Below are 24,777 nucleotides of genomic sequence, written 5' to 3'. Positions count from 1 at the left end.
TCCTGATCAGGCACGGCTGACAAACAGTGCCTGACGTTTCCCCTCTTCATGGGCGTAAGCCCCTTTATGTCCGTAGCTCTGCACCATTTCTGATGATGGAAAAGTCGTCAGGAGTTCTATGACGCGTTTCTGCGAGGAAATTGCGTGCTGGAGCAAATCGCCATTACGCTTGCCCAGTGTAATCATCTTTTTCAGGAGACTACTGTGCTCGGGGAGGAAAGGTGTGCCAGTAAAGGCGCAGGCATCCTTTTCAGAGGCGGTTGCGATTGCCGTCTCCAGTTTTGTTGCGGCAGCCTGCTTCTGAGGGATAAGCTTCAAAGCGTCAGGAAGTCGTGCTTCTGACAGAGCACTGTTTTCAAGCACCAGAATCGCAATGAGCTCTTCCATTGCCGCAATGATGGACGTGGTCATCATTTCTGCTCCTGCATAGCCAGCATTTGCCGATTGATGGCGTCCGTCATGCCCAGGCCACCGTTGTTTTCCATCTGCTTCGCAATCTGTTCGACCAGCATGGGACGGAATTGCTGCTCTCCTGCTCCTCCACTGAACATATTCTGACTGTCATCGCTCGATTGGAACATAGGTTGAAGCATCTGGTTGATGGTCATGGATTCAAAATCCCTCGCTGCCTTGAGGGTCTTGGCAGCATCCGGGGCATTGTCATGGAGGGCATAGCCCTGTGATAACGCCGGTAGATCTGAGACAGTCATCAGCGCATCTCCAGCTCTGCCTGCAGGGCTCCATCTGCTTTGATAGCCTGCAAAATACTGATCATGTCACGAGGGCCAACGCCGAGTGCGTTCAGGCCCGACACTAGTTCTCTTAAAGTGGTTCCGCCGGGAAGAACGGCTAAATGACTATTCCTGCCCGTATCAACTTTGACGTTGGTACGAGGGACAACAGCAGTCTGGCCGTTTGAAAACGGCCCAGGCTGAGAAACCTGTGGGGTTTCTGTGATCTGAACGGTCAGGTTGCCCTGCGCAACCGCCACTGTGCTGATACGGACGTCAGCGCCCATGATGATTGTTCCGCTGGCTTCATCCACGATGACCTTGGCCGGGTTATCGGGCGTCACCAGCAGGTCTCCGATCCGGGATAACGTAGGGACCGGGTCACGGGTACTGAGGTCCAGCAGGACAGTTCGAGGGTCTTCGACAACAGCGATGGGACCTATTGTGCGGTTGATAACGGCTGCCATCCGGCTTGCTGTCGTCAGATCAGGGTTCCGTAGGCTGAGATGCAAGTTTTTGCGGTGACTGAGATCGAACGGAACCTCACGCTCCACAACCGCACCATTTGCGATATGGCCACTGGTTGGAACGTTGCGGGTCACGGAAGCAGCAGCACCGCGGGCACTGAAGGCATTTGTCGCCAGGCTACCCTGCGCGACGGCGTAAACTTCGCCATCAGCTGCCATGAGTGGGGTAACGAGGAGTGTTCCCCCTGTGAGCGATGAGGAATCTCCGGCTGCAGAGACTGTGACGTCAATCCGATTTCCGCCATGGGCAAACGCCGGTAGGTCCGCCGTGACCATGACTGCTGCGACGTCATGAGTCTGTAACTGTGTCTCCTGATCCCGAATGTTGACACCGAGCCGGTTGAGCATGGAAATCAGAGTCTCTCGGGTAAAAATGGAATTTGTCAGTCGGTCCCCCGTGCCGTTGAGACCGACCACGAGGCCATAGCCAATCAACTGGTTGGTTCTGACGCCTTCCATGTCCGTGATGTCCTTGATGCGGACAGTGGCAGCCAGCGTCAGAGACGGGATGCACAGGATAAAAGCGCAGAAAATAGCGGTTAGGCGCCGAAAAATTGGATGAGAGCTGAAGAGGACAGACATGAAAGTTCAGTGAAATCCTGACGGGTTAAACTGTAACAAAGACCCTTTGACACTCAGGATGACGCGGTATCGTAAAGAAACACCTAACACGGGCGCGGAATTCTGCGGTTGAAGGAGATATGGAATAAAGATCTACGGGGTTGGCGAAATGATCTGTGATGGCTATAAGCCGCGCGTTATCGCCCGCGGCTATCGATCGGACGTTGGCGGATTAGCTGGGATTGGATGCGCATGATTACGCTACCGCCGGATTATACCCCTTCCGACGAAGAAGAATTCATGAACCCCCTCCAGGTGGAGTACTTCAGGCAGAAGCTTCTGCGCTGGCGTGCGGACCTGCTGAAAGAGGCTGACGGCACACTCGCCAGCCTCTCAGAAGGCGGGATTCATGAATCTGACATTACAGACCGTGCAAGCGTCGAAACGGATCGTGCTTTCGAGCTGAGAACCCGTGACCGTGCGCGTAAGCTTATTGCCAAGATCAATATGGCTCTGCTCCGGATCGAAGACGGAAGCTACGGTTTCTGTGAGGAAACCGGCGAGCCTATCGGTCTGAAGCGCCTGGAAGCACGCCCGATTGCTACGCTTTCCATTGACGCTCAGGAACGTCACGAGCGCATGGAAAAGGTACATCGCGACGATTAAGGGGGTTGCACTTGGCGCGCTGAAGAGATACGAAGCGCGCCAAGGCACCGGTACTGCTGCTGTAGCTCAGTGGTAGAGCACTCCCTTGGTAAGGGAGAGGTCGACAGTTCAATCCTGTCCAGCAGCACCAGTCTTCTCTTCTTAAAATATAATGCCTAATTAAAATTCTTAGGCTCAACTGGTGCAGAAAACGCGTTTTTTTGCTCAGTGAATTTTGGGGCTAAGGCTCACAGAGAAACAATTCTCAAAATCGTCTCGATGTTAAAGCGAATGCGCTCTGCCTGAGCAGCCTCGGACATCAGTTCCCGCTCAAAAATGATTGATCCCGTATATTGGTTGGTGAAGTAGTAGTAGCTGACGGCTGCTATAGTGATATTGAGCTGGACCGGGTCAACGCCCTCTCGGAAAAGTCCTTGCGCCACACCGCGCTTCAAGATCGTATCAACGAGTCCGACGAAGCGTCTGCTGACAATCTTGACGGTTTCTGAAGACTTTAAATGCCGGGCCTGTGCCAGATTCTCGCTATTCACTAGTGAAATGAATTCAGGGTTCCTGATGTAATAGTTCCAGGTAAACCGGACGAGTCGTTCAAGAGCTTCTCTGGGATCGAAGCTATCCAGATCCAGCTTTTTCTCAGATTCGCGAATATCGAAATAGGCATTTTCCAGAACTGTCTGGAAGAGTTTCTCTTTACTTTCAAAGTAGTGATAAATCATGCGCTTATTGGCATTGGCTTCCAGCGCGATTGCGTCGACGCGAGCCCCTTCAAGGCCGTTTTTCGCAAACTCTTTTTTTGCGGCCTCGAGAATCCGGCTTTTCGTAGCTTCTGCGTCGCGGACGCGAGGGCGGGGCGACTGTATGTCTGGGGACTGTGCACTCAACGGGAAATCTCGCTTTTTGCTGGAGCCGGGCCTGAAGTTCCCGCTTTATGGCCGGAAACGCGCAGACGTCAAAACATCACATAAAAAATAACAGATAAAAGAGATTTACTTATCACTATAACGTGATTTATGAGATTTTTCATTATGCACTACAAAAGTAACCAGATGGTGCGAAAGGCGCTTTGATCTCTCCATTGTGGAGGGGCGAAACCAGGGGGCAGGATTGAGAAAAATATTCCGCGGTGGTGGTTTTTTCGGAAACATTTTCGAAGGGGCGGCTTTCTTGTGGAGGGTAATATTTTCAAACCGATGCCTGGGTAAGAGATAAATCCTTTTCCAGCGCACCGCTCACAACAGGCGGTTCAACAGTATCTTGACCGTTAAACAATCCTGGTGCGCTGACCGTCTGCTCACGGGACAATCTGAAACGACGATGCGTCATTGAGTGCTCGTCAAAAAAGACAGGGAGAAGCCGTCAATGAACAAGGTGGCACAGAAACTGGCTCCATCCGGAGTGGCTCGTGACTTTGGGTTTTTCATCGATGGTGAGTGGCGCCACGGACGTGAGATGTTCGAGCGCAAGTCTCCCAGTCATGATGTTATTGTCACGCGAATTGCACGTTGCACGGAAGACGACCTGAATGATGCGGTAGCCGCCGCGCGTCGTGCGTTTGAGAACGGCACATGGGCTGGTCTGGCAAGCGCAGAACGCAGTGCTATCCTGCTGAAAACGGCTGAGCTTCTGAGGCAGCGTCGCGATGACATCGCCTTCTGGGAAGTGCTGGAGAACGGCAAGCCGATTTCTCAGGCCAAGGCCGAGATCGACAACTGTATTTCCTGTTTCGAGATGGCTGCCGGTGCCGCGCGCCTTCTGCACGGCGACAGCTTCAACAATCTGGGCGAAAGCCTGTTCGGAATGGTTCTGCGTGAGCCGGTGGGTGTCGTTGGCCTCATCACGCCTTGGAACTTCCCGTTCATGATTCTGTGTGAGCGCGTGCCGTTCATTCTGGCATCTGGCTGCACGGTCGTCGTGAAGCCAGCGGAAGTCACCAGCGCAACCACGTTGATGCTTGCCGATATTCTGACGGAAGCCGGCCTGCCAAAGGGCGTCTATAACGTCGTGACGGGCACCGGAAAAAGTGTCGGTCAGGCTCTGACGCAGCATCCGGATGTGGATATGCTGTCCTTCACTGGTTCCACGGGTGTTGGCCGGTCCTGTATCCATGCGTCCGCAGACAGCAATCTCAAGAAGCTTGGCCTGGAGCTTGGTGGCAAGAACCCGATTGTCGTCTTTGCGGACAGCGATCTGGAAGATGCGGCCGATGCGGTGGCTTTTGGGATCAGCTTCAACACCGGGCAATGCTGCGTCTCGTCCAGCCGTCTGATTGTTGAAGAGTCTGTGGCCGACAAGTTTGAGAAGCTTGTGGTCGCCAAGATGGAAAAGATTCGCGTGGGCGACCCGTTTGACCCCGAAACGCAGATTGGCGCCATTACAACGGATGCTCAGAACAAAACCATTCTCGACTATATCGAGAAGGGGAAGGCCGAAGGCGCGCGCGTTCTGTGTGGCGGTAACAAGGTCGATCTGGGTCGTGGGCAGTACATTGCGCCAACACTCTTCACGAATGTGAAGCCAGATATGTCCATTGCGACTGACGAGATCTTTGGCCCTGTGCTGTCCGTCTTCCGGTTCAGCACGCTTGAGGAAGCGATCTCCTTGGCCAATGACACGGTTTATGGTCTGGCCGCGTCTGTCTGGACGAAGGACATCAGCAAGGCCCTGAAGGTGACGCGTAAGGTTCAGGCCGGGCGCTTCTGGGTCAACACGATCATGGCTGGCGGCCCTGAAATGCCGCTGGGTGGTTTCAAGCAGTCTGGCTGGGGCCGTGAAGCGGGCATGTATGGGGTGGAAGAATACACCCAGATCAAATCCGTTCACGTAGATCTCGGCAAACGGACGCACTGGATCGCATAATGATGACTGGTTTCGATTACGTTATCGTTGGTGGCGGCTCGGCAGGATGTGTTCTTGCCGCCCGTCTCTCCCGAAACCCGGCGGTGCGCGTCTGCCTGATCGAAGCAGGCAAGCGTGACACCAATCCGCTCATTCACATGCCGGTTGGCTTTGCGAAAATGACGACAGGCCCCCTGACATGGGGGCTTGTCACCACACCGCAGAAGCACGCCAATAACCGCCAGATTCCGTATGTGCAGGCGCGTGTTCTCGGTGGTGGTTCATCCATCAATGCTGAAGTTTTCACACGTGGCCATCCATCTGATTTCGATCGGTGGGAGCAGGAGGGAGCTGACGGCTGGGGTTTCAAGAACATCCAGAAGTACTTCATCCGCTCTGAGGGAAATTCCATTCTTGCCGGATCATGGCACGGAACGGATGGTCCACTCGGCGTGTCGAATCTGGATTGTCCGAATCCCGTCAGCCGCGCCTTCGTACAGAGCTGCCAGGAAATCGGAATTCCGTATAACCCTGACTTTAACGGTCCAGTTCAGCAGGGTGCTGGCATTTACCAGCTTACGGTGCGCAATAACCGGCGTTGCTCTACGGCCGTTGGATATCTGCGTCCCGCTCTGAAGCGGAAGAACCTGACGGTTATTACCGGCGCGATGGTTCTGAAAGTCGTCTTCGAGGGGAAGCGTGCAGTCGGCGTGCAGTACATTGCGGACAAGCAAATGCACACTGCCCGTGCTGAGCAGGAAGTACTGGTCACGTCCGGTGCAATCGGAACGCCAAAGCTGATGATGCTGTCTGGTGTTGGTCCGGCTGCCCATCTCAAAGAACACGGCATCCCCGTTGTTCATGATCTGCCTGGCGTTGGTCAGAATCTGCAGGATCACTTTGGTGTCGATATTGTTGCCGAGCTGAAAGGCCATGACAGTTTCGACAAGTACAACCAGTACAAGTGGATGATGTGGGCTGGCCTGCAATATTCGCTGTTCAGAAGTGGTCCAGTGGCGTCGAACGTCGTGGAAGGCGGAGCCTTCTGGTATGGCGATCCAGCTGCAAGCTGCCCGGATCTTCAGTTCCACTTCCTCGCCGGCGCTGGCGCGGAAGCGGGTGTGGCGTCTGTTCCGAAAGGGACGTCCGGCATCACGCTCAACAGCTATACGCTCCGTCCAAAAGCGCGTGGGTCTGTCACGTTGCGTTCGTCTGACCCTCGGGAAGCACCGATTGTGGATCCGAATTTTCTGGGTCACCCGGACGATCTGCGGACAACGGCCGAGGGCGTTCGCCTGAGCTATGAAATGTTCGGTAGCCACTCGCTGCAAAAATACATCAGCAAGGTTTGCCTACCAGAAGGCGGCGGCCGTACGCTCAAGGCATATGAGGATTATGCCCGTCAGCAGGGTCGCACATCCTACCATCCGACCTGCACGTGCAAGATGGGCAGGGACGAGATGGCCGTTGTTGATCCACGCTTACATGTGCATGGCTTGGAGGGCATCCGGATTTGCGATAGCTCGGTCATGCCATCGCTGCTTGGGTCTAACACCAATGCGGCAACGGTCATGATTGGTGAGCGAGCGGCGGACTTTATTCTGGGGAATGCTTGAGAACGATAACCTTCTCAAGCGGCGCCTCATGTATCGCGATTTTTACAAGATCATAAGTAACTAACAAGATAGTTATAGTGGATCAAAGGCAATGACCAAGACCAGAACCGCAGCGGAAGCCGTCAGTCTTATCAAGGATGGTTCCACCATTGCGATCAACGCATCGTCCGGGCTTCTGTGCCCCGACGACGTTCTGAAGGCGCTCGGGGAACGTTTTGAAAAAGAAGCGGCCCCGAAGAACCTGACGACGATCCATCCGATCGCGACGGGTGACATGTTCGGGACCAAGGGCGTGGATCATATCGCCCAGCCTGGCATGATCAAAAAGATCATCGGCGGGTCTTACCCGTCCGGTCCCAGCAATGCTGAGCCACCACTTATCTGGCAGCGCATTCTGGCCGAGGACGTCGCCGCTTATAACCTTCCATCTGGTGTTATCTTCGACATGCTGCGCGAAGGTGCTGCCCTGCGTCCCGGCGTGTTGACGAAAGTTGGTCTCGATACATTCGTGGACCCGAAGCGGGAAGGCGGTGCGATGAATGAGACCGCACGCTCCAATCCCATCGTGCGTCACATGGACTTCGAGGGCGAAGACTGGCTGTATTTCCCGGCGCTCAAGCCGGACGTTGCGATCATTCGCGCCTCGACAGCGGACGAAAATGGCAATCTGACGTTCGAGCAGGAAGGCGCCACGCTTGGGGCCATGGAAATGGCTCTGGCAGCTCATAACAATGGTGGGCTGGTCATCGCGCAGGTCCGCCGCGTGGCAGAACAGGGCACGTTGAAGCCGCATGACGTCAAAGTGCCGGGTATTCTGGTGGACGTTGTTGTGGAAGCCCCGGATCAGCTTCAGACCACTGCCACGCCTTATGATCCTGCAATTTCCGGCGAGATTTTTCGGCCTCTGTCGTCTTTCGCTATTCCGGATTTCAATCCGGGCAAGGTGATTGCGCGACGTGTGGCGCAGGAGCTGAAGGATGGCTGGGCGGTCAATATCGGCTTCGGGATTTCCGCCAATGTGCCGCGCATCCTGCTGGAAGAAGGCCTGCATGGCAGCGTGACGTGGGTCATCGAACAGGGACCGGTTGGCGGCGTTCCACTGCTGGATTTCAAGTTCGGTTGCGCGAGTAATGCCGAGGCGTTCGTCGCTTCTCCCCATCAGTTCAGCTACTTCCAGGCGGGCGGTTTTGACTGCTCCCTGCTGTCCTTCCTTGAGATCGGGGCTGATGGGTCGGTCAATGTCAGCCGCCTTGCTGCTACACCGCATCGTACGGCAGGGGCAGGCGGGTTTGTGGATATTACGGCACGGGCGAAGCGCATCATCTTCTCAGGCAATTTCAATGCTGGAGCCAAGATGCACATTGAGGACGGCCGTCTCGTGATTGATCGGGAAGGCAAGATTTCCAAGATCGTGCCAGAGGTGGATCAGGTCAGCTTCTCAGGGCGCAGAGCCACCGAAACAGGGCAGGACGTCACCTACGTGACGGAACGCTGTGTTCTCAAGCTTCTGAACGGTGAACTGACGGTCACGGAAATCGCGCCGGGCATCGACTTGCAGAAAGATGTGCTCGATCAGGCATCCACGCCTCTGAAGGTTTCGCCTGAACTGAAGGAAATGGATGCCGTTCTGTTCAGAGATGCCGTGATGGGGCTCAAGCTCTGAACGCCCCAGGCCGTCTTTTCCGTGAGTGGAGTCTGAAAGAAGTCATGACAGTCGACGATCACAGTTTCCTGACAGGTCTGTTCAATGCCGCCATTACCGCGGCCGACGCAGACCTCGTGCTGGCTGCTAACCTGCCGGAGCGCCCGAAAGGCAAGACGGTCGTGGTTGGGGCCGGGAAGGGGGCAGCCCAGCTTGCCGCAGCTTTTGAGCGCGTGTGGGATGGTCCGCTGGAAGGCGTTGTCGTCACCCGTTATGGCTATGGCTACCCTACAGAACAGATCCGCGTTCTGGAGGCCTCCCATCCGGTTCCGGATCAAGCCGGTCTGGCTGCAACGGCGGCTTTGTTTGAGGCAGTGCGTGGATTAGGTCCGGATGATCTGGTCGTTGCACTGATCTGCGGAGGTGGATCGGCCTTGCTGCCATGTCCGCCAGAAGGATTCACGTTGGAAGATGAAGCGGAGCTCAGCCGGGTTCTGCTGTCTTCTGGCGCGCCGATTTCTGTCATGAACAGCATCCGCAAGCAGTTTTCGGGGATTAAGGGCGGTCGTCTGGCCGCTGCGGCTTCCCCGGCGAGAGTCGTTTCACTCATTGTTTCGGATGTACCGTTTGATGATCCGGCACAGGTGGCCTCTGGACCAACCGTGCCTGATACAAAAACACGCGAAGATGCTCGACATATGGCCAAGGCCTGGAAGCTCGCCCTGCCGCCTAAAGTGCAGGCATGGCTTGACGGAGAGCTGGGGCAGGCGCCGCGTCCGGAAGATCCGGCATTCGCCGGGAACGAAGTTCGTATCGTGGCGTCGGCTCATCTGTCTCTTGAGGCAGCAGCCGCAGCGTCCCGGAATCTTGGAATTCCAGCTGTTATCCTGTCCGATGCGATTGAAGGGGAAGCCCGGGATGTCGGGAAGGTCCATGCAGCGATCGCACGTGAAGTGATTATTCGTAATCAGCCATTTCAGAAGCCGGTTGTCATCCTCTCGGGGGGAGAAACAACGGTGACATTGCGTGGACGTGGACGGGGTGGTCGTAACACGGAGTTTCTCCTGTCGTTTGCGCTCGCGGCTGAAGGTCTTCCGGTTTCCGCACTCGCTGCGGATACAGATGGAATTGACGGGTCTGAGGACAATGCCGGTGCCTTTGCAGATGGCGAAAGTATGGGACGACTGCGCGCGCGCGGGATCAATCCGTCCGTCCTGCTGGCGGAAAACGACGCCTATACTGCCTTTGAGGCATTGGATGACCTGTTTGTGCCAGGTCCTACCGGGACAAACGTCAATGATTTTCGCGCTATTCTGCTGAGGTAGAAAAAGATGGCGAAGTAAAAACTGTTCCTTAGCGAGAACGAATTCATTCTGGGTATTATGAACATCAAGTTCTTTTGATTTCAAAACGCAGAATGGCCTTGAAAACAGATCAGTCATCATATTAACTAACCAGTTAGTTACCAATTAAGGGAATCGGGTTATGTTTCTCAATGAAATGCAGGAGCAGGTTCGCGAGACCACACGGTCCTTCGTGGATGAAGTCATCCGCCCTGCTGCTGAGGCCCTCGACCGTGAAGAACGCTTTCCGGCCGAAATTTACGAAGAAATGGGCCGTCTTGGCCTGTTCGGCATTGCAGTTCCGGAAGAGCTCGGAGGGCCTGGCTTCGATACCCTGACCTATGCCGTCGTGATGGAAGAACTGTCCCGCGGCTATGCCAGTATCGCTGATCAGTGTGGCCTCGTGGAACTGATTTCCACGCTTCTGGTGCGCCACGGCACGGATGAGCAGAAGAAGCTGCTGCCAGACATTCTCTCCATGAAGCGCAAGGTTGCTTACTGCATCACCGAGCCGGAAGCCGGCACGGACGTGTCCGGCATTCGCACCACAGTTGAACGTGATGGCGATGGTTGGATTCTGAACGGCGGCAAGATCTGGATCCATAACGCCCCGGTGGCGGATCTCGGGTTCGTTCTGGCACGGACGGACAAGGAAGCCGGAAACCGTGGCATGTCCATTTTTATTGTGGACCTGCATGCCAAGGGCGTTGAGCGCGGCCCGAAAGAGCACAAAATGGGTCAGCGGGCCAGCCAGGTTGGTGCGCTTGATTTCTCCGATGTGCGCCTCGGCCCGGATGCCCTTCTGGGCGAGATGAACCGTGGCTTTCACATGATGATGAGTGTGCTGGACAAGGGACGTGTTGGCATCGCGGCGCTCGCTGTTGGCATCGCACAGGCTGGTCTTGAAGCCGCTGTCGATTATGCCGGAACGCGCAAGCAGTTCGGCAAGCACATCTCCGAATTCCAGGGTGTTCAGTGGCTTCTGGCCGATATGGCCAAGGACATCGAAGCGGCCCGTCTGCTGGTTCATTCCGCTGCGGTGAAGATCGATAACGGTCAGGACGCCACGCGCTCCTGCTCCATGGCAAAATGCTTTGCTGGTGACGTGGCTGTGGCCCGTACGGCGGATGCAGTCCAAGTCTTCGGTGGCTCCGGTTACATCCGTGGCTTTGAAGTTGAGCGTCTGTATCGCGATGCCAAGATCACGCAGATCTATGAAGGCACGAACCAGATCCAGCGCATGATCATCGCGCGTGAACTGCTCAAGAAGGGCGCCCGTACATGAGACAGGTTGCTCTCGTCACCGGCTCTTCACGCGGGATCGGCCTGGCCGCCGCAGAAGCGCTCGCTAAAGAAGGCTTTTCTTTAGCGGTAAATGGACCGGTTGATGATGCAGAACTGCGTGCAGCCGTGGCCCGTCTGGAAGGGCTGGGCGCCAAGGTTGTAGCCGCCCCGTTCGATGTGTCCGACATCAGCGCCCATGAGGGTGTTCTGGCACGGATCGAAGACGAACTTGGCCCGCTGACAACGCTGGTGAACAATGCGGGCGTCGGCGTCCTCCAGCGGGGTGACCTGCTGGACGTGTCGGAAGCAAGCTGGGATCGCTGCCTGACGATCAATGCGAAGGCGGTGTTCTTCCTGTCGCAGGCTTTCGCAAAGCGCCTTCTGAGCCGGGAGCGGTCAGCGGATGCGTTCCATTCGATCGTCAACGTCACATCGTCAAACGCGACGGCGGTCGCGGTGCAACGGTCTGAATACTGCGCGTCAAAGGCTGCGGCGGCCATGGTGTCCAAGGCTCTGGCCGTGCGTCTCGGGATCGAGAATATCGCGGTTTATGACGTTCAGCCTGGCCTGATCGCTACAGAAATGACGGCTGCCGTCATTCAGCACTACCGCCAGCGCGCGGAAGAGGGGCTGACCCTGCTTCCCCGTGTTGGAGAGCCCTCGGACATGGGGCGCATCATTGCGGCCCTTGCCACCGGGAAACTGCCTTACACCACAGGCCAGGTCATTTCGGCGGATGCCGGAATGCTTGTGCCGCGCTTCTGAGAAACGGTTATGAAGATCATCCTGCCCGACGAAACCGGCCGGAAGATGGATTACCATCTGATCGGTACTCCTGTTCCTCGCAGTGTCCTTCCTGCCAATCCGGCCCGGATCGTCTATTCGGCGGCCCATGTCGTCGCTGATCCGTTCACGGATAATGCACCGTCCGGCCGCGCAACGATCGACTGGAAGAAGACGCTTGAGTTCCGTCGCTATCTCGTTGGCATGGGCCTCGGAATTGCTGAAGCCATGGATACGGCCCAGCGCGGCATGGGGCTGGACTGGCCCGGTGCGCTGGATCTGATCCGTCGCACCAAGGCCGAACTGCCAGATGCGATGGTGGTGAACGGCGCGGGAACAGACCATCTGGACCCCAAGGACGCACGGTCCGTCGATCATGTGCTTGCAGCATATCTGGAACAGGTCGAAGCGATCCAGAAAGTTGGCGCACGCGTCATTCTGATGGCCAGTCGTGCCCTCGTCCGCGTGGCGTCCAGTGCCGAGGACTATAAGCGGGTCTACCGCGAGGTGCTCTCTGCCTGTGATGCGCCTGTCGTTCTGCACTGGCTGGGCAAGGATTTCGACCCGGCTCTGGCAGGCTATTGGGGCACGGATGATTTCAATGAGGCGCTGGAAACAGTCCTGAGCATCATTGAAGAAAACGTTGCGAAGGTGGACGGCATCAAGATTTCCCTTCTCGACAAGGAGAAGGAAATCATCATGCGTCGTCGCCTGCCAAAGGGCGTGCGGATGTATACGGGTGATGACTTCAATTACCCGGAACTGATCGCCGGTGACGAGCAGGGCTACAGCCACGCGCTTCTCGGCATTTTCGATCCGATTGCACCGCTGGCGGCTCGTGGTGTGAAACTGCTGGGTGAAGGCGATGTGAAAGGCTTTCACGACGCACTTGACCCGACTGTTCCACTCGCTCGTGTGATCTTTCAGGCCCCGACGCAATACTACAAGACGGGTGTGGTGTTTCTGGCCTGGCTGAATGGCTTTCAGGATCACTTCGTCATGCTGAATGGTGCGCAGTCCATGCGGTCTCTCCAGCATTTCACGGAGATCTTCCGTCTCGCTGATGGTTGTGGCCTCTTGCGGAACCCGGATCTGGCTGTGCACCGCATGAAGTCGCTTCTGTCGGTGTACGGGGCCTGATCATGCGGGATTTTCGCCACGATCATTCGGCTCTCGCCCTCAATACCGCAACGCTTGGCCATAATGTGCCGGGTGTTGGGGCAGGTTGGTCACCGGAACAGACGATTGATGCCTGTGCTGAACGCGGCATTGGCGGGATCGTGTTCTGGCGGCGGGAGATCGAAGGCCGGGCTGCGGAAATTGGAGACCGGGCGCGTCAGGCCGGGGTGAAGGTTGTCGGCCTGTGCCGGACGCCCTTTCTGGTCGGTCCGCTGGGCCTTCAGAGCGAGGAGGCGATCCTGTCGGATTTCCGTCAGTCCATCGATCAGACAGCCGCGCTCGGAACCGATGTTCTGACCATCGTTGTCGGTGGTGTGGAAACCGGCACGAAGGGCGTGGCTCACAGCCTGGACATCGTGGCGGACCGGATGGCGAAGGCCATTCCCTACGCTGAAGCCTGTGGCGTGAAACTCGCATTGGAGCCGTTGCATCCGGCCTATGCCGGAGACCGCTCCTGCCTCACGACCACCCGTGACGCCCTGGATCTATGCGACCTTTTGGCCTCGGATAGCGTGGGCGTTGCGATCGATATCTATCATGTGTGGTGGGACACGGACCTGCCACGCCAGCTCGCTCGTGCGGGAAACCGCATTCTGGGCTTTCACCTCTGTGACTGGCTCGTTCCCACAACGGACATCCTGCTTGACCGCGGGATGATGGGGGACGGCGTTGCGGACCTGCGGGGGATCCGCAGGGAGGTGGAAGCCGCCGGGTATTCCGGCTTCTGCGAGGTGGAAATCTTTTCCGCGAACAACTGGTGGAAGCGCCACCCGGCTGACGTGCTGGACACGGTGGTCGAACGCTTCCGCACTGTCTGCTGACCCATCGGAGGGCATCATGAAGATCCTCGTCCCTGTCAAACGTGTCGTCGATTACAACGTCCGCATCCGCGTAAAGGGTGACGGATCTGGGGTCGAGCTTGCGAACATCAAGATGTCGGTCAATCCGTTTGACGAAATCGCCATCGAAGAAGCCGTCCGTCTCAAGGAAAAAGGCATCGCCACGGAAGTGGTCGCTGTCTCTATCGGTGTGCCGCAGGCGAAGGAAACACTGCGCACCGTGCTCGCGATGGGCGCGGACCGCGCCATTTTCGTCGAAGCCACGACGGATGTGAATGTGGATATCGAGCCTCTAGCCGTCGCCAAACTGCTGGCGAAGGTGATTGAGGATGAGAAACCGAACCTCGTCATCGCGGGCAAGCAGGCCATCGATAACGACATGAACGCGACTGGCCAGATGCTCGCCGCCCTGCTGGGCTGGGGCCAGGCCACTTTCGCGTCGTCCGTCGAGATTGAGGGCGACAGTGCAACCGTCAGCCGTGAGGTTGATGGTGGCCTTCAGACCATCCGCGTGAAGCTACCCGCTATCATCACGTCCGATCTGCGCCTGAACGAGCCGCGCTATGTCGCGCTGCCCAACATCATGAAGGCCAAGAAGAAGCCGCTCGAAGAACGCAAGGCGTCTGACCTTGGCGTGGATATTGCGCCGCGTCTGAAGGTCATCCGTACGGCTGAACCGCCTCAGCGTCAGGCGGGTGTGAAGATCAGTTCCGTTGATGAGCTGGTTTCGAAACTCAAAAATGAAGCAGGAGTGATCTGATGTCTGTTCTGCTGCTCGCTGAAGTGGCCAACGGCCACCTCGTAACCGATACCGTTGCCAAGGCCCTGTCCGCCGTCAAAGCGCTGGGCGATGTAACGGTTCTCGTTGCCACCCAGAACGGCGCGGAAGCTGCCGCCGAAGCTGCAAAGCTTGAGGGTGTGTCCAAGGTCTTGCTGGCGGACGATGCGTCTCTGGCTCATGAACTGGCTGAACCTGTCTCTGCCCTCATCGTGTCTTTGGCTTCCGGCTACAGCCATATCGCTGCGGGCTCGACGGCGTTCTCCAAGAATGTTCTGCCACGCGTTGCCGCTCTTCTGGATGTCATGATCCTGTCAGACGTAACGGCTGTGAAGGATGCCGAGACGTTCGATCGTCCGGTCTATGCTGGCAATGCGATCCAGACAGTGCAGTCCTCCGATCCGGTGAAGGTCTTCACTATTCGTACGGCGGCCTTCTCGGCTGTTGGTGAAGGTGGCTCAGCCAGTGTGGACAATGTCTCCGTGCCTGCTGATCCGGGTCTCTCGTCCTGGGTGGAAGACAAGGCAGTTGAGTCCGAACGTCCGGAACTGACGGCTGCGAAGAACATCGTCTCAGGCGGTCGTGGCGTCGGATCGAAAGAGAACTTCGACACCATCGCCAAGCTTGCAGACAAGCTGAATGCCGCCATCGGCGCCAGCCGTGCAGCCGTGGATGCCGGATACGCGCCAAATGACTGGCAGGTCGGGCAGACGGGCAAGATCGTGGCGCCTGATCTGTACATCGCAGTCGGTATTTCCGGGGCGATCCAGCATCTGGCCGGCATGAAGGATTCCCGGGTGATCGTCGCCATCAACAAGGACGAAGACGCCCCGATTTTCCAGGTCGCGGATTATGGGCTGGTGGGAGACCTCTTCACCATCCTTCCCGAACTGACGGCAAAACTCTGACAGCCCCCGGCAGCCTGCAGGGAGGAGAAAGACCATGACTACGATCGAACGGGAAAGCATGGACTATGACATTGTCATCGTCGGCGCTGGCCCTGCCGGTCTCTCCGCGGCGATCAGGCTCAAACAGAATGAGCCGGACCTCTCCGTGGTCGTACTGGATAAAGGGTCTGAAGTCGGGGCGCATATCCTGTCAGGCGCGGTCATTGATCCGTGCGCGTTGGATGTGCTGCTTCCCGAATGGCGGACCATGGATGCGCCCATCACCGTGCCGGTAAGGGAAGACAATTTCTTCCTGCTGACGGAAAAGAGCCAGATCCGCCTGCCGAATGTTCTGATGCCAAAGCTCATGGACAACCACGGGAATTACATTGTCTCGCTGGGGAATGTCTGCCGCTGGCTTGCACAGGTCGCAGAGGGGCTGGAAGTGGAAATCTTCCCCGGTATGGCGGCAAGCGAAGTCGTTTATGACGATCAGGGTCGCGTTGCGGGTGTGGTGGCTGGCGAGTTCGGTAAAAACCCGGATGGAACGCCGGGTGATGCCTACGAGCCTGGTATGGAACTGCGCGGGAAATACGTATTCTTCGCCGAAGGTGCGCGGGGATCACTGGCCCGGCAGCTGATGGATCGTTTCGCGCTTTCCGAGGGCAAGGACCCGCAGAAATTCGGGCTGGGCCTCAAGGAAATCTGGGAGATCGATCCCGCCAAACATCATGAAGGCACAGTCACACACACCATGGGCTGGCCGCTGAACAGCAAGGCGGGTGGCGGGTCCTTCATCTACCATCTCGACAACAATCAGGTCTGCGTCGGGTTTGTTGTCCATCTGGGCTATGAAAACCCGTATCTGGACCCCTACCGTGAGTTTCAGGAGTTCAAGCACCATCCGATGGTGGCCGAACTTCTGAAAGGCGGAAAACGCGTGGCTTATGGTGCGCGTGCGCTATCCGAAGGTGGTTGGCAGTCCATTCCGAAAGTGACCTTCCCTGGCGGCGTTCTGCTCGGGTGTTCCGCCGGGCTTGTGAATGTTCCGCGCATCAAGGGTAGTCATAACGCCATTTTCTCCGGCATTGTCGCTGCCGATGCGGCCCGCGCAGCGCTGGCGGCTGGGCGCGCTCAGGATGAACTGACGGATTATGAGGAAGAACTGCGAAACGGCCCTGTCGGGACAGACTTAAAGGCCGTCCGTAACGTCAAACCTCTGTGGGAGCGGTTTGGCCTCCTGGGCGGTGTTGCGCTCGGTGGGCTGGATATGTGGATGACAACTCTGACGGGGCACTCTCCCTTCAGAACGCTTGGGCATGGAAAGTCCGATGCCGCGGCAACGGGGTTGGCTGCCAGTTTCAAGCCGATTGAATATCGCAAGCCGGACGGGCAACTCAGTTTTGACCGCACAACCAATGTGGCGTTTGCCTTCACCAACCACGAAGAGCGCCAACCCTGCCATCTGACACTCCGTGATCCATCCATCCCGATCCAGGTGAATCTGCCGCTCTACGCTGAGCCTGCCCAGCGTTACTGCCCGGCGGGCGTGTATGAGGTTCTGCGTCCAGAGAATGAACAGCCACGGTTTCAGATTAATTTCCAGAACTGTGTGCATTGCAAAACCTGCGACATCAAAGATCCAAGCCAGAATATCGTTTGGACAACGCCGCAGGGAGGTGATGGTCCGAACTATCCAAACATGTAAACTCAAATAAAAAGAAATATAATCATTCTCTTTTATTTGATTTTACTTGAATGAATAACCTGAGAACATTCTGCGTTGAAAGACTATTCCCATAATGGGAATCTGAATTAAGGAATAAGGCAATGAGTGGCATCGACCTTTCGGCACCGCCGCCGCCAGTGTCTCTGAATGGTAAAAGTGTCCTAACGGCAATTCTGGCTGCTGTTGCGGGTCTGATGTTTGGTCTCGATCTGGGTGTGATTTCAGGAGCTCTGAAATTCATCGGTCTGGAATTCAACGTCACGGACTTCGGCAAGGAGTGCATCGTCTCATCGATGATGGTCGGTGCGGCGGTAGGGGCCGTCTGCGGTGGGCGCCTGTCCTATCTCTTCGGCCGGAAGCGCCTGCTGCTGTCTTCGGCTGTCCTGTTTGTTCTCGGGTCGCTGCTGTGCGCGCTGGCAACATCCGTCACGCTGCTGATTGTGGGGCGTATGGTGCTTGGCGTGTCTGTTGGCATCGCAAGCTTTACCGCTCCACTTTACATCTCCGAGATTGCGCATCAGCACTACCGTGGGTCTCTGATCTCGGTCTACCAGCTCATGATCACGGTCGGGATTTTTGTAGCGTTCATCTCTGATGCGCTGCTGGCCTATTCCGGTTCATGGCGCTGGATGCTCGGCATTGTCGCTATTCCAGGCGTCGTGTTTCTGCTTGGCGTGCTGCTGCTGCCTGACAGTCCCCGTTGGCTCGTATTGCGGGGCCGTAAGGACGAAGCTTTTACGGTTCTGCATCAGCTGCGTGGCCATGAAGGCGACGCACGCGCCGAGATCTCGGACATTGAAGAGCAGCTTGCGCAGATTGAAGGTGGCTACGGCCTGTTCAAGGCCAACGCCAATTTCCGCCGCTCTGTTTTTCTGGGCATCCTGCTTCAGACCATGCAGCAGTTCACGGGCATCATCGTGGTGATGTACTACGCGCCCCGCATCTTCGAAGTCGCAGGTTTTGGCGATAACGCAGCCATGTGGGGCACGGCCATTGTTGGTCTGGTGAATGTGCTGTCGACGTTCATTGCCATTGGCTTCGTAGACAAATGGGGCCGTCGCCCGATGCTGATTGCCGGCTTCATCATCATGACGATCGGCATGGCTTCAGTCGGGACGCTGCTCTACTTCGGAACCGGCAATAGCGAACTTGCGCGATATGCCGCTGTGATCATGCTGCTGGCGTTTATCGTTGGATTTGCGTTCTCTGCCGGCCCGCTAGTGTGGATTTTGTGCTCGGAAGTTCAGCCCATTAAAGGGCGCGATTTCGGCATTGGTTGCTCCACCTTCACGAACTGGGTCACGAACATGATCGTCGGCCTGACGTTCCTGACGCTCCTGAACACCATCGGTAATGCCCAGACGTTCTGGATGTACGCGGCGTTCAATGCGTTCTTCATCTACCTCACCCTGAAATTTGTGCCTGAAACGCGCGGTGTTTCCCTTGAGCAAATCGAGCGGAACCTGATGGCGGGCAAGCCACTCAACCGGATCGGTCTGTGATCCTGCCCCTCGGCACGACTGTCCCGGCGCTTTCATACCTGCCGGGACAAACCGCCTTTGCGGCGGTTTTCCCTGACGGAGACCAAAGACAATGACAGTAAAGATCGCCATTAACGGTTTTGGCCGTATTGGCAGACTGGCCCTTCGCAGCATTCTTGAAAGCGGCCGGGACGACGTTGTGCCCGTCGCCATCAATGGCCCTGGGTCAGTTGAAGACAAGATTCACATGCTGACATATGACAGCGTGCATGGCCGCCTGCCAGGGGAAGTCCACGTCGAAGGTGATATGCTGACCTTGACCCATAACGGGCGGTCTTACGGTCCCATTCGCATCTCATCCGAGCGTGACCCGTCGAAGGTGCCATTCGACGGCGTTGATGTGGCTCTTGAATGTTCCGGCCTCTTCACCACCAAGGAAAAAGCCTCCACGCTTCTTCAGGCTGGTGCCCGGAAAGTCCTGATTTCAGCGCCTGGCACGGATGTGGACGCGACCATCGTCTACGGCGTGAACAATGACATGCTGAAGCCGGACATGACGGTCATTTCCAATGCCTCCTGCACAACGAATTGTCTGGCGCCGCTGGTGAAAGTGCTCGACGACAATTACGGTATCGAGTGCGGATACATGGTGACGATCCACTCTTTCACCGGAGACCAGCAGATCGTTGACCGGCGCCACAAGGATCTTCGCCGGGCCAGAGCCGCCTCGCTCAACATGGTGCCTACGTCCACGGGAGCGGCCAAGGCAATTGGTCTGGTTCTGCCGCACTTGAAGGGTCGGCTGGATGGCACGTCCATTCGCGTGCCAACGCCCAATGTTTCGCTGGTATCGTTCGACTTCCTGTCCCGCCGTCCACCGGAAACAGCCAAAGACGTCAATCGCGTCATGCAGGAGGCTGCTGCTGCGGGGCCTTTGAAAGGTGTTCTGGCCTACAGTAGCGCCCCTTTGGTCAGTAGCGACTTCAACCATTCGCCTGCATCTTCGAATTTTGACGCCACGCAGACGGCCATCATGGAATGTGGTCGAATGGTTCGCGTCTGCTCATGGTATGATAATGAATGGGGCTTCTCGAACCGCATGATCGATACGGCTGTTTTGTTCGGCTCCCTGTAAACGGGCGACGGCATTTGTTTCAGGATGTGTTTCGGCGCATAAAAGCACTTTCCTGACTGGAGAGTGCTTTTGATGATGTCCCGTCTGAGACTTCTGGCTGCGATGGCATGTTTGGGTGCGCCACTTCCCGCTCTTGCACAGGCGATAGCGCCGATGCCGGCAAGCTGTGACAATGCAAAATTCCTGAGTGACCAGCAGACCTTCGAGCAACGTGGCGCCACCCGGACGGATCTTCCCGAGCATATTTGCGGGCGCGTCATCGCCATTGCACCCCATGCGAAGCGGACCCGCAGCGGATGGCATGGCTATTTCTACTTGGACGTAGGGCAGGGCGTGTCCATCCGGATTGTCTCGGGGCTGGATGAAATGACTGCTCCACAATGGCCCTGGGTGCAGAAGGGCGACACCGTCGAGGTTCAGGGACGGTACTACTACGACAGCCTGCGCAAGCAGGGGATCGACTGGACGCATCACGGCACCAGCCGCAAATGGCCGTGGCCCGGCTATGTGACCGTCAACGGACACCGCTACGAATAAAAAAAGCCCGTAGGAATGTCCTACGGGCTTTTTCGTGACGGGCGGCCTAGTTGGTCGCTTCGTCTTTCTTCTCGGCGCTACTGTCGCCTTTGACGTCGGTCCCTTCGATAATCTCAAAGTCCAGCACGTCGTTTTTGAGGCCAATCTTGACGGCCCCGCCTTTGGCCAGTCGACCGAAGAGCAGTTCTTCGGCCAATGGCTTCTTGATGTGCTCCTGAATGACGCGGCCGAGAGGACGTGCGCCATACAGGCGGTCATAACCCTTCTCGGCCAGCCATTCCTTGGCAGCAGAGGAGATTTCGATCGTAACGTGACGGTCAGCCAGCTGGGCTTCGAGCTGGAGAACGAACTTCTCCACCACGCGGCCCACGGTTTCCGGTGTCAGGTTAGCGAACGGGATGATTGCATCCAGACGATTGCGGAACTCAGGCGTGAAGGTGCGTTTGATTGCCTCTTCATCCTCGCCCGCACGGCTGGTCCGGCCAAAACCGATCGCTTCCTTGGACAGGTCAGCCGCGCCCGCATTCGTGGTCATGATCAGGATCACGTTGCGGAAATCGACTGTCTTGCCGTTGTGGTCTGTCAGGCGGCCATGATCCATGACCTGAAGCAGGACGTTGTAAAGGTCCGGATGGGCCTTTTCGATTTCGTCCAGCAGCAGGACGGCATGGGGATGCTGGTCGATTGCATCCGTCAGCAGTCCACCCTGATCAAACCCGACATACCCTGGAGGCGCGCCGATCAGACGGGAGATCGAATGACGCTCCATGTATTCGGACATGTCAAAGCGGATCAGTTCGATGCCAAGAGACGACGCCAGCTGACGCGCAACTTCCGTCTTGCCGACGCCCGTAGGGCCGGAGAACAGGTAGTTGCCAATCGGCTTCTCAGCATCGCGCAGGCCCGCACGGGACAGCTTGATTGCCGCAGCCAGCGCGTCAATCGCCTTGTCCTGTCCGAACACCATGTTCCGCAGATCCCGCTCCAGATGGCGCAGGGTCTCACGGTCATCCGCCGTGACGCTCTTGGGTGGGATGCGGGCAATCTTGGCGATTGCATCTTCCACATCCCGCAGCGTCACGGTCTTGCGGCGCTTGTTCTCAGGCACCAGCATCCGCGCCGCACCGACCTCGTCAATAACGTCGATGGCTTTATCGGGCAGTTTGCGGTCATGCACATACCGGGCGGCCAGTTCGACGGCGCCACGCAGGGCTTCGTCAGTGTAGCGAACCTTGTGATGCTTCTCGTAGCTGCCTTTAAGGCCGCGCAGGATCTTGATCGTGTCCTCGACTGACGGCTCAGGGACGTCAATCTTCTGGAAGCGCCGGACCAGTGCACGGTCTTTCTCGAAGTGCTGACGGAACTCCTTGTATGTCGTGGAGCCAATGCAGCGCAGCGTGCCTGCAGCCAGAGCTGGCTTGAGCAGGTTCGATGCGTCCATCGCACCACCAGACGTCGCACCCGCACCAATGACCGTGTGGATTTCGTCAATGAACAGGATCGCACCGGGCGTCTGGTCCATTTCCGTCACGACAGCCTTGAGGCGTTCTTCGAAATCACCGCGGTAACGTGTGCCAGCCAACAGGGAGCCCATGTCGAGAGAGTAGATCGTGCAGTCCTGCAGGACTTCAGGCACGTCTTTCTCAACAATACGCTTTGCCAGGCCTTCAGCGATCGCAGTTTTGCCGACACCTGGGTCGCCCACATACAGCGGATTGTTTTTGGTGCGGCGGCATAGGATCTGGATCGTGCGTTCGATTTCCTGATCGCGACCAATCAGTGGATCGATCCGCCCTTCCCGGGCGCGGTCGTTCAGATTGACGCAATAGGTCGCGAGTGCGCCGTCCTTGGCTGTTTCCTTGCGCTCTTCACGCTCGGAATTATCCTTGGATGCAGCGGCAGCCTTACGGCCAGCGCCACGGTCGGGCGCTTTGGCGATGCCATGCGAAATGAAGTTCACGGCGTCGAGTCGCGTCATGTCCTGCAATTGTAGGAAGTACACGGCGTGGCTTTCACGTTCCGCAAAGAGCGCAACGAGAACGTTGGCACCCGTAACTTCATCGCGGCCTGTGCTTTGCACATGGATAGCCGCGCGCTGAATCACGCGCTGGAAAGCCGCCGTTGGTTTTGGTTCTGTCGGACGGTCGGACGCAAGACCGGCAAGGTCCTTGTCCAGAAAGTCCGTCAGGTCCGAGCGCAGCTTGTCGAGGTCAATTCCGCAGGCGCGGAAAACCGTCAGTGCGTCGGCGTCTTCTGTCAGAGCCAGCAGCAGATGTTCGAGGGTGGCATACTCATGACGCCGATCACCTGCGAATGTCAGGGCGCGGTGGAGCGTCTGTTCGAGCGTACGGGACAGCATAGGGTGGCGCTCCTCTCGACCTCTCGTGGAAGAGGTATCTTGTCGTGGTGCAACACGTAACGCCAGTCAGAAACGTAAGGCTGAACAAGAAATTGTCCGATGCCTGTATGACTGTGGCGGGAAATCAGTCTTTTTCGATCGTACACTGAAGCGGATGCTGGTTCTGGCGGGCCAGATCCATAACCTGAGCAACCTTGCTCTCCGCAACTTCGTAAGTGAAAACGCCGCAGACCCCTACGCCCCGCTGATGCACATGCAGCATGATGGTTGTGGCCTCTTCCCTGTTCTTGGAAAAAAACCGTTCCAGCACGTGCACGACAAACTCCATCGGTGTGTAGTCATCGTTGAGCATGAGAACCTTGTACATCGACGGCTTGCGCGTTCGTGTACGAGGGCGAACGACAACGCTGATCTCAAGATCTTCGTCATCGGGCAGGCGTGGATTTGTCGGACCTTTTGGGTCCGATGATCCCGGCGCCATCCTGACTGGTCCGAAAATGGACTCGGCTTCAGAATGGGAGGTGGCTGGTGAAGGGAGATCGTAAGAAGACATGACTGGTATGATATGGGACGCTTCCCCCGACTTGAGAAGGGGGTAAGGATGAGTACATTTCGTGAATATCGCCATCTTCCTGACATGTTCTGGTCGGGTTTGGGTCATGCTTACGAAAAATTAAGCAAACTGCCCCAAACCTTGTGGACGGGCGCTTTTTGTTGCGCCTAGAGTAACGGGATTAGGGACTGCGTTAAACAGTCCGATTGTTTCCAGCGTTCAATGTTTTGTTCAGAGGCTGCCACATAATGCGTTTCCCTGTCCGCAAGGCCCTTCTGTTATGCGCTCTGACTGCAGTTGGTGCGGGCTCTGCCAAGGCACAATACGCAGGCCACACGTCCAGTTTCGTGATGGATGCACATTCAGGCGCCGTTCTGTCCCAGTCGGACGCCGATCTTCAGCGATATCCTGCATCCCTGACAAAACTCATGACGCTGTATCTGACCTTCCGTGCGCTGGAAGCACATCAGATTACGCTGGATCAGGAAGTTCCGGTTTCCATTCACGCTTCCATGCAGGCTCCGTCCAAGCTTGGACTGGTTCCGGGCACCCGGCTGACTGTTGAACAAGGCATTCTGGCGCTCGTCACCAAGTCAGCGAATGACGCTGCGTGCGCTCTGGGTGAGTTCCTGGGTGGCGGCGACGAAGTCCGTTTTGCTCAGCTCATGACGCAGCAGGCGCGTGCGCTGGGCATGGCCAACACGACGTTCCGCAACGCCTCCGGTTTGCCTGACCCTGATCAGGTTACGACAGCGCATGATCTAGGGCTTCTTGCACAGCACCTGATCAACGATTTCCCGCAGTATTATCACTATTTCGGCGTGCCTTCCTTCTATTTCCATCGTCATCTGGTTCCAAACCATGATCCGATGCTGAAAATCTATTCGGGCGCTGACGGCATGAAGACGGGTTACACCGATGCTGCGGGGCGAAATCTCGTCACGTCTGCCATTCGTGGAAACGTTCGTCTGATTGGTGTGGTGCTCGGGTCTTCCTCGAATGCGCGTCGGTCCATGGAAATGGCGTCCATTCTGGATGATGGTTTTGCTTCAGAAGGCGTCGCGCCACAGCCTCTCCTTCATCCGGTCGCTCCGCGCACTGTCATGATCGCGTCTGCGCGTCGTGGTGGTCGTTTCGCTCATCATGGGACGATGGTTGCATCAAGCCGTCCTGTTGAAGTGGCGGATGCGCCAACGTCACCACGTCGTTATGGGCGTGTTGCGCATCATGCTGTCTCGGTTCGCATGGTCAGTGCGCACCATGTTGCTGCCCATCACAAGGCAGGTCGTCACCCACGCGGGTGAAAAACTCG

Annotated in this window: 23 protein-coding genes and 1 tRNA gene; 17 read left to right on the top strand and 7 right to left on the bottom strand. The window is 56.9% G+C overall.

The window, feature by feature from the left end; translation table 11 throughout:
• Positions 1-6: 6 nt before the first annotated feature.
• The 3 genes from KP705_RS07715 to KP705_RS07705 are packed head-to-tail and all read right to left on the bottom strand — an operon-like array spanning position 7 to position 1,840.
• A complete protein-coding gene (locus KP705_RS07715) occupies positions 7-414 on the bottom strand; it encodes a flagellar protein FlgN (RefSeq protein ID WP_235271726.1) in 408 nt (135 codons plus the stop codon).
• Positions 411-710 (bottom strand): rod-binding protein, encoded by a 300-nt coding sequence (locus tag KP705_RS07710; RefSeq protein WP_046900161.1) that lies wholly within the window; start codon positions 708-710, stop codon positions 411-413. The genes KP705_RS07715 and KP705_RS07710 overlap by 4 nt, the downstream gene beginning before the upstream one ends.
• The gene (locus KP705_RS07705) at positions 710-1,840 is read right to left on the bottom strand and encodes a flagellar basal body P-ring protein FlgI (protein ID WP_046900160.1); all 1,131 of its coding nucleotides are present in this window, start codon (positions 1,838-1,840) and stop codon (positions 710-712) included. The genes KP705_RS07710 and KP705_RS07705 overlap by 1 nt, the downstream gene beginning before the upstream one ends.
• A 231-nt stretch (positions 1,841-2,071) precedes the next feature.
• Here KP705_RS07705 and dksA point away from each other — a divergent pair, with 231 nt between their 5' ends.
• Together dksA and KP705_RS07695 are read left to right on the top strand one after the other, a co-directional pair.
• The gene (gene dksA / locus KP705_RS07700; protein ID WP_046900902.1) at positions 2,072-2,485 is read left to right on the top strand and encodes an RNA polymerase-binding protein DksA; all 414 of its coding nucleotides are present in this window, start codon (positions 2,072-2,074) and stop codon (positions 2,483-2,485) included.
• Positions 2,486-2,540: 55 nt separating this feature from the next.
• Positions 2,541-2,615 (top strand) — tRNA-Thr (locus KP705_RS07695).
• A 97-nt stretch (positions 2,616-2,712) separates the two neighbouring features.
• On the opposite strand, the gene KP705_RS07690 is transcribed toward KP705_RS07695, so the two are convergent.
• Both KP705_RS07690 and KP705_RS07685 read right to left on the bottom strand, forming a co-directional pair.
• The gene (locus KP705_RS07690; RefSeq protein WP_046900159.1) at positions 2,713-3,366 is read right to left on the bottom strand and encodes a TetR/AcrR family transcriptional regulator; all 654 of its coding nucleotides are present in this window, start codon (positions 3,364-3,366) and stop codon (positions 2,713-2,715) included.
• A gap of 301 nt (positions 3,367-3,667) precedes the next feature.
• Entirely contained in the window at positions 3,668-3,808 is a 141-nt protein-coding gene (locus KP705_RS07685) for a hypothetical protein (RefSeq protein ID WP_160298808.1), read from the bottom strand.
• Positions 3,809-3,844: 36 nt separating this feature from the next.
• Between KP705_RS07685 and KP705_RS07680 the strand changes: the two genes are divergently transcribed.
• From KP705_RS07680 to KP705_RS07615, 14 genes are all read left to right on the top strand, one after another.
• Positions 3,845-5,341, top strand: coding sequence for an aldehyde dehydrogenase family protein (locus KP705_RS07680; RefSeq protein ID WP_046900158.1), 1,497 nt, complete (start codon positions 3,845-3,847; stop codon positions 5,339-5,341).
• Between the two features lie 2 nt (positions 5,342-5,343).
• Entirely contained in the window at positions 5,344-6,936 is a 1,593-nt protein-coding gene (locus KP705_RS07675) for a GMC family oxidoreductase (RefSeq protein ID WP_083956318.1), read from the top strand.
• Between the two features lie 91 nt (positions 6,937-7,027).
• The gene (locus KP705_RS07670) at positions 7,028-8,599 is read left to right on the top strand and encodes an acyl CoA:acetate/3-ketoacid CoA transferase (RefSeq protein ID WP_046900156.1); all 1,572 of its coding nucleotides are present in this window, start codon (positions 7,028-7,030) and stop codon (positions 8,597-8,599) included.
• A 44-nt stretch (positions 8,600-8,643) separates the two neighbouring features.
• Positions 8,644-9,903, top strand: coding sequence for a glycerate kinase (locus KP705_RS07665; RefSeq protein WP_046900155.1), 1,260 nt, complete (start codon positions 8,644-8,646; stop codon positions 9,901-9,903).
• A gap of 160 nt (positions 9,904-10,063) precedes the next feature.
• Positions 10,064-11,206, top strand: a complete 1,143-nt coding sequence (locus KP705_RS07660; RefSeq protein ID WP_046900154.1) for an acyl-CoA dehydrogenase family protein — start codon at positions 10,064-10,066, stop codon at positions 11,204-11,206.
• Positions 11,203-11,970: a 3-ketoacyl-ACP reductase gene (locus KP705_RS07655; protein ID WP_046900153.1), complete on the top strand. Its 768-nt coding sequence runs from the start codon at positions 11,203-11,205 to the stop codon at positions 11,968-11,970. Before KP705_RS07660 ends, KP705_RS07655 begins: the two co-directional genes overlap by 4 nt.
• Positions 11,971-11,979: 9 nt before the next feature.
• A complete protein-coding gene (locus KP705_RS07650) occupies positions 11,980-13,128 on the top strand; it encodes a dihydrodipicolinate synthase family protein (RefSeq protein ID WP_046900152.1) in 1,149 nt (382 codons plus the stop codon).
• Positions 13,129-13,130: 2 nt separating this feature from the next.
• Positions 13,131-13,988: a sugar phosphate isomerase/epimerase gene (locus KP705_RS07645; protein WP_046900151.1), complete on the top strand. Its 858-nt coding sequence runs from the start codon at positions 13,131-13,133 to the stop codon at positions 13,986-13,988.
• 16 nt (positions 13,989-14,004) lie between these two features.
• Positions 14,005-14,766, top strand: a complete 762-nt coding sequence (locus KP705_RS07640) for an electron transfer flavoprotein subunit beta/FixA family protein (protein WP_215764260.1) — start codon at positions 14,005-14,007, stop codon at positions 14,764-14,766.
• A complete protein-coding gene (locus KP705_RS07635; protein ID WP_046900149.1) occupies positions 14,766-15,692 on the top strand; it encodes an electron transfer flavoprotein subunit alpha/FixB family protein in 927 nt (308 codons plus the stop codon). The genes KP705_RS07640 and KP705_RS07635 overlap by 1 nt, the downstream gene beginning before the upstream one ends.
• Before the next feature lie 34 nt (positions 15,693-15,726).
• Entirely contained in the window at positions 15,727-17,379 is a 1,653-nt protein-coding gene (locus tag KP705_RS07630; protein ID WP_252348280.1) for an electron transfer flavoprotein-ubiquinone oxidoreductase, read from the top strand.
• 122 nt (positions 17,380-17,501) lie between these two features.
• A complete protein-coding gene (locus KP705_RS07625; protein WP_064273594.1) occupies positions 17,502-18,902 on the top strand; it encodes a sugar porter family MFS transporter in 1,401 nt (466 codons plus the stop codon).
• 91 nt (positions 18,903-18,993) lie between these two features.
• Positions 18,994-20,016 (top strand): type I glyceraldehyde-3-phosphate dehydrogenase, encoded by a 1,023-nt coding sequence (gene gap, locus KP705_RS07620; RefSeq protein ID WP_046900146.1) that lies wholly within the window; start codon positions 18,994-18,996, stop codon positions 20,014-20,016.
• 72 nt (positions 20,017-20,088) lie between these two features.
• Positions 20,089-20,553, top strand: coding sequence for a DUF3465 domain-containing protein (locus KP705_RS07615; RefSeq protein ID WP_046900145.1), 465 nt, complete (start codon positions 20,089-20,091; stop codon positions 20,551-20,553).
• Positions 20,554-20,599: 46 nt separating this feature from the next.
• On the opposite strand, the gene clpA is transcribed toward KP705_RS07615, so the two are convergent.
• Positions 20,600-22,912: an ATP-dependent Clp protease ATP-binding subunit ClpA gene (gene clpA, locus KP705_RS07610; protein WP_046900144.1), complete on the bottom strand. Its 2,313-nt coding sequence runs from the start codon at positions 22,910-22,912 to the stop codon at positions 20,600-20,602.
• A gap of 124 nt (positions 22,913-23,036) precedes the next feature.
• Entirely contained in the window at positions 23,037-23,465 is a 429-nt protein-coding gene (gene clpS, locus KP705_RS07605; protein WP_374195558.1) for an ATP-dependent Clp protease adapter ClpS, read from the bottom strand.
• 248 nt (positions 23,466-23,713) lie between these two features.
• Here clpS and KP705_RS07600 point away from each other — a divergent pair, with 248 nt between their 5' ends.
• Complete coding sequence (locus KP705_RS07600) at positions 23,714-24,769, top strand: D-alanyl-D-alanine carboxypeptidase family protein (RefSeq protein WP_046900142.1); 1,056 nt, start codon at positions 23,714-23,716, stop codon at positions 24,767-24,769.
• Positions 24,770-24,777 lie beyond the last annotated feature (8 nt).

It is taken from the genome of Gluconobacter sp. P1D12_c, from assembly GCF_018812105.1.
GTDB classification, from domain to species: Bacteria; Pseudomonadota; Alphaproteobacteria; order Acetobacterales; family Acetobacteraceae; genus Gluconobacter; species Gluconobacter oxydans_A.
This window is presented reverse-complemented; position numbering and strand designations above follow the sequence as displayed.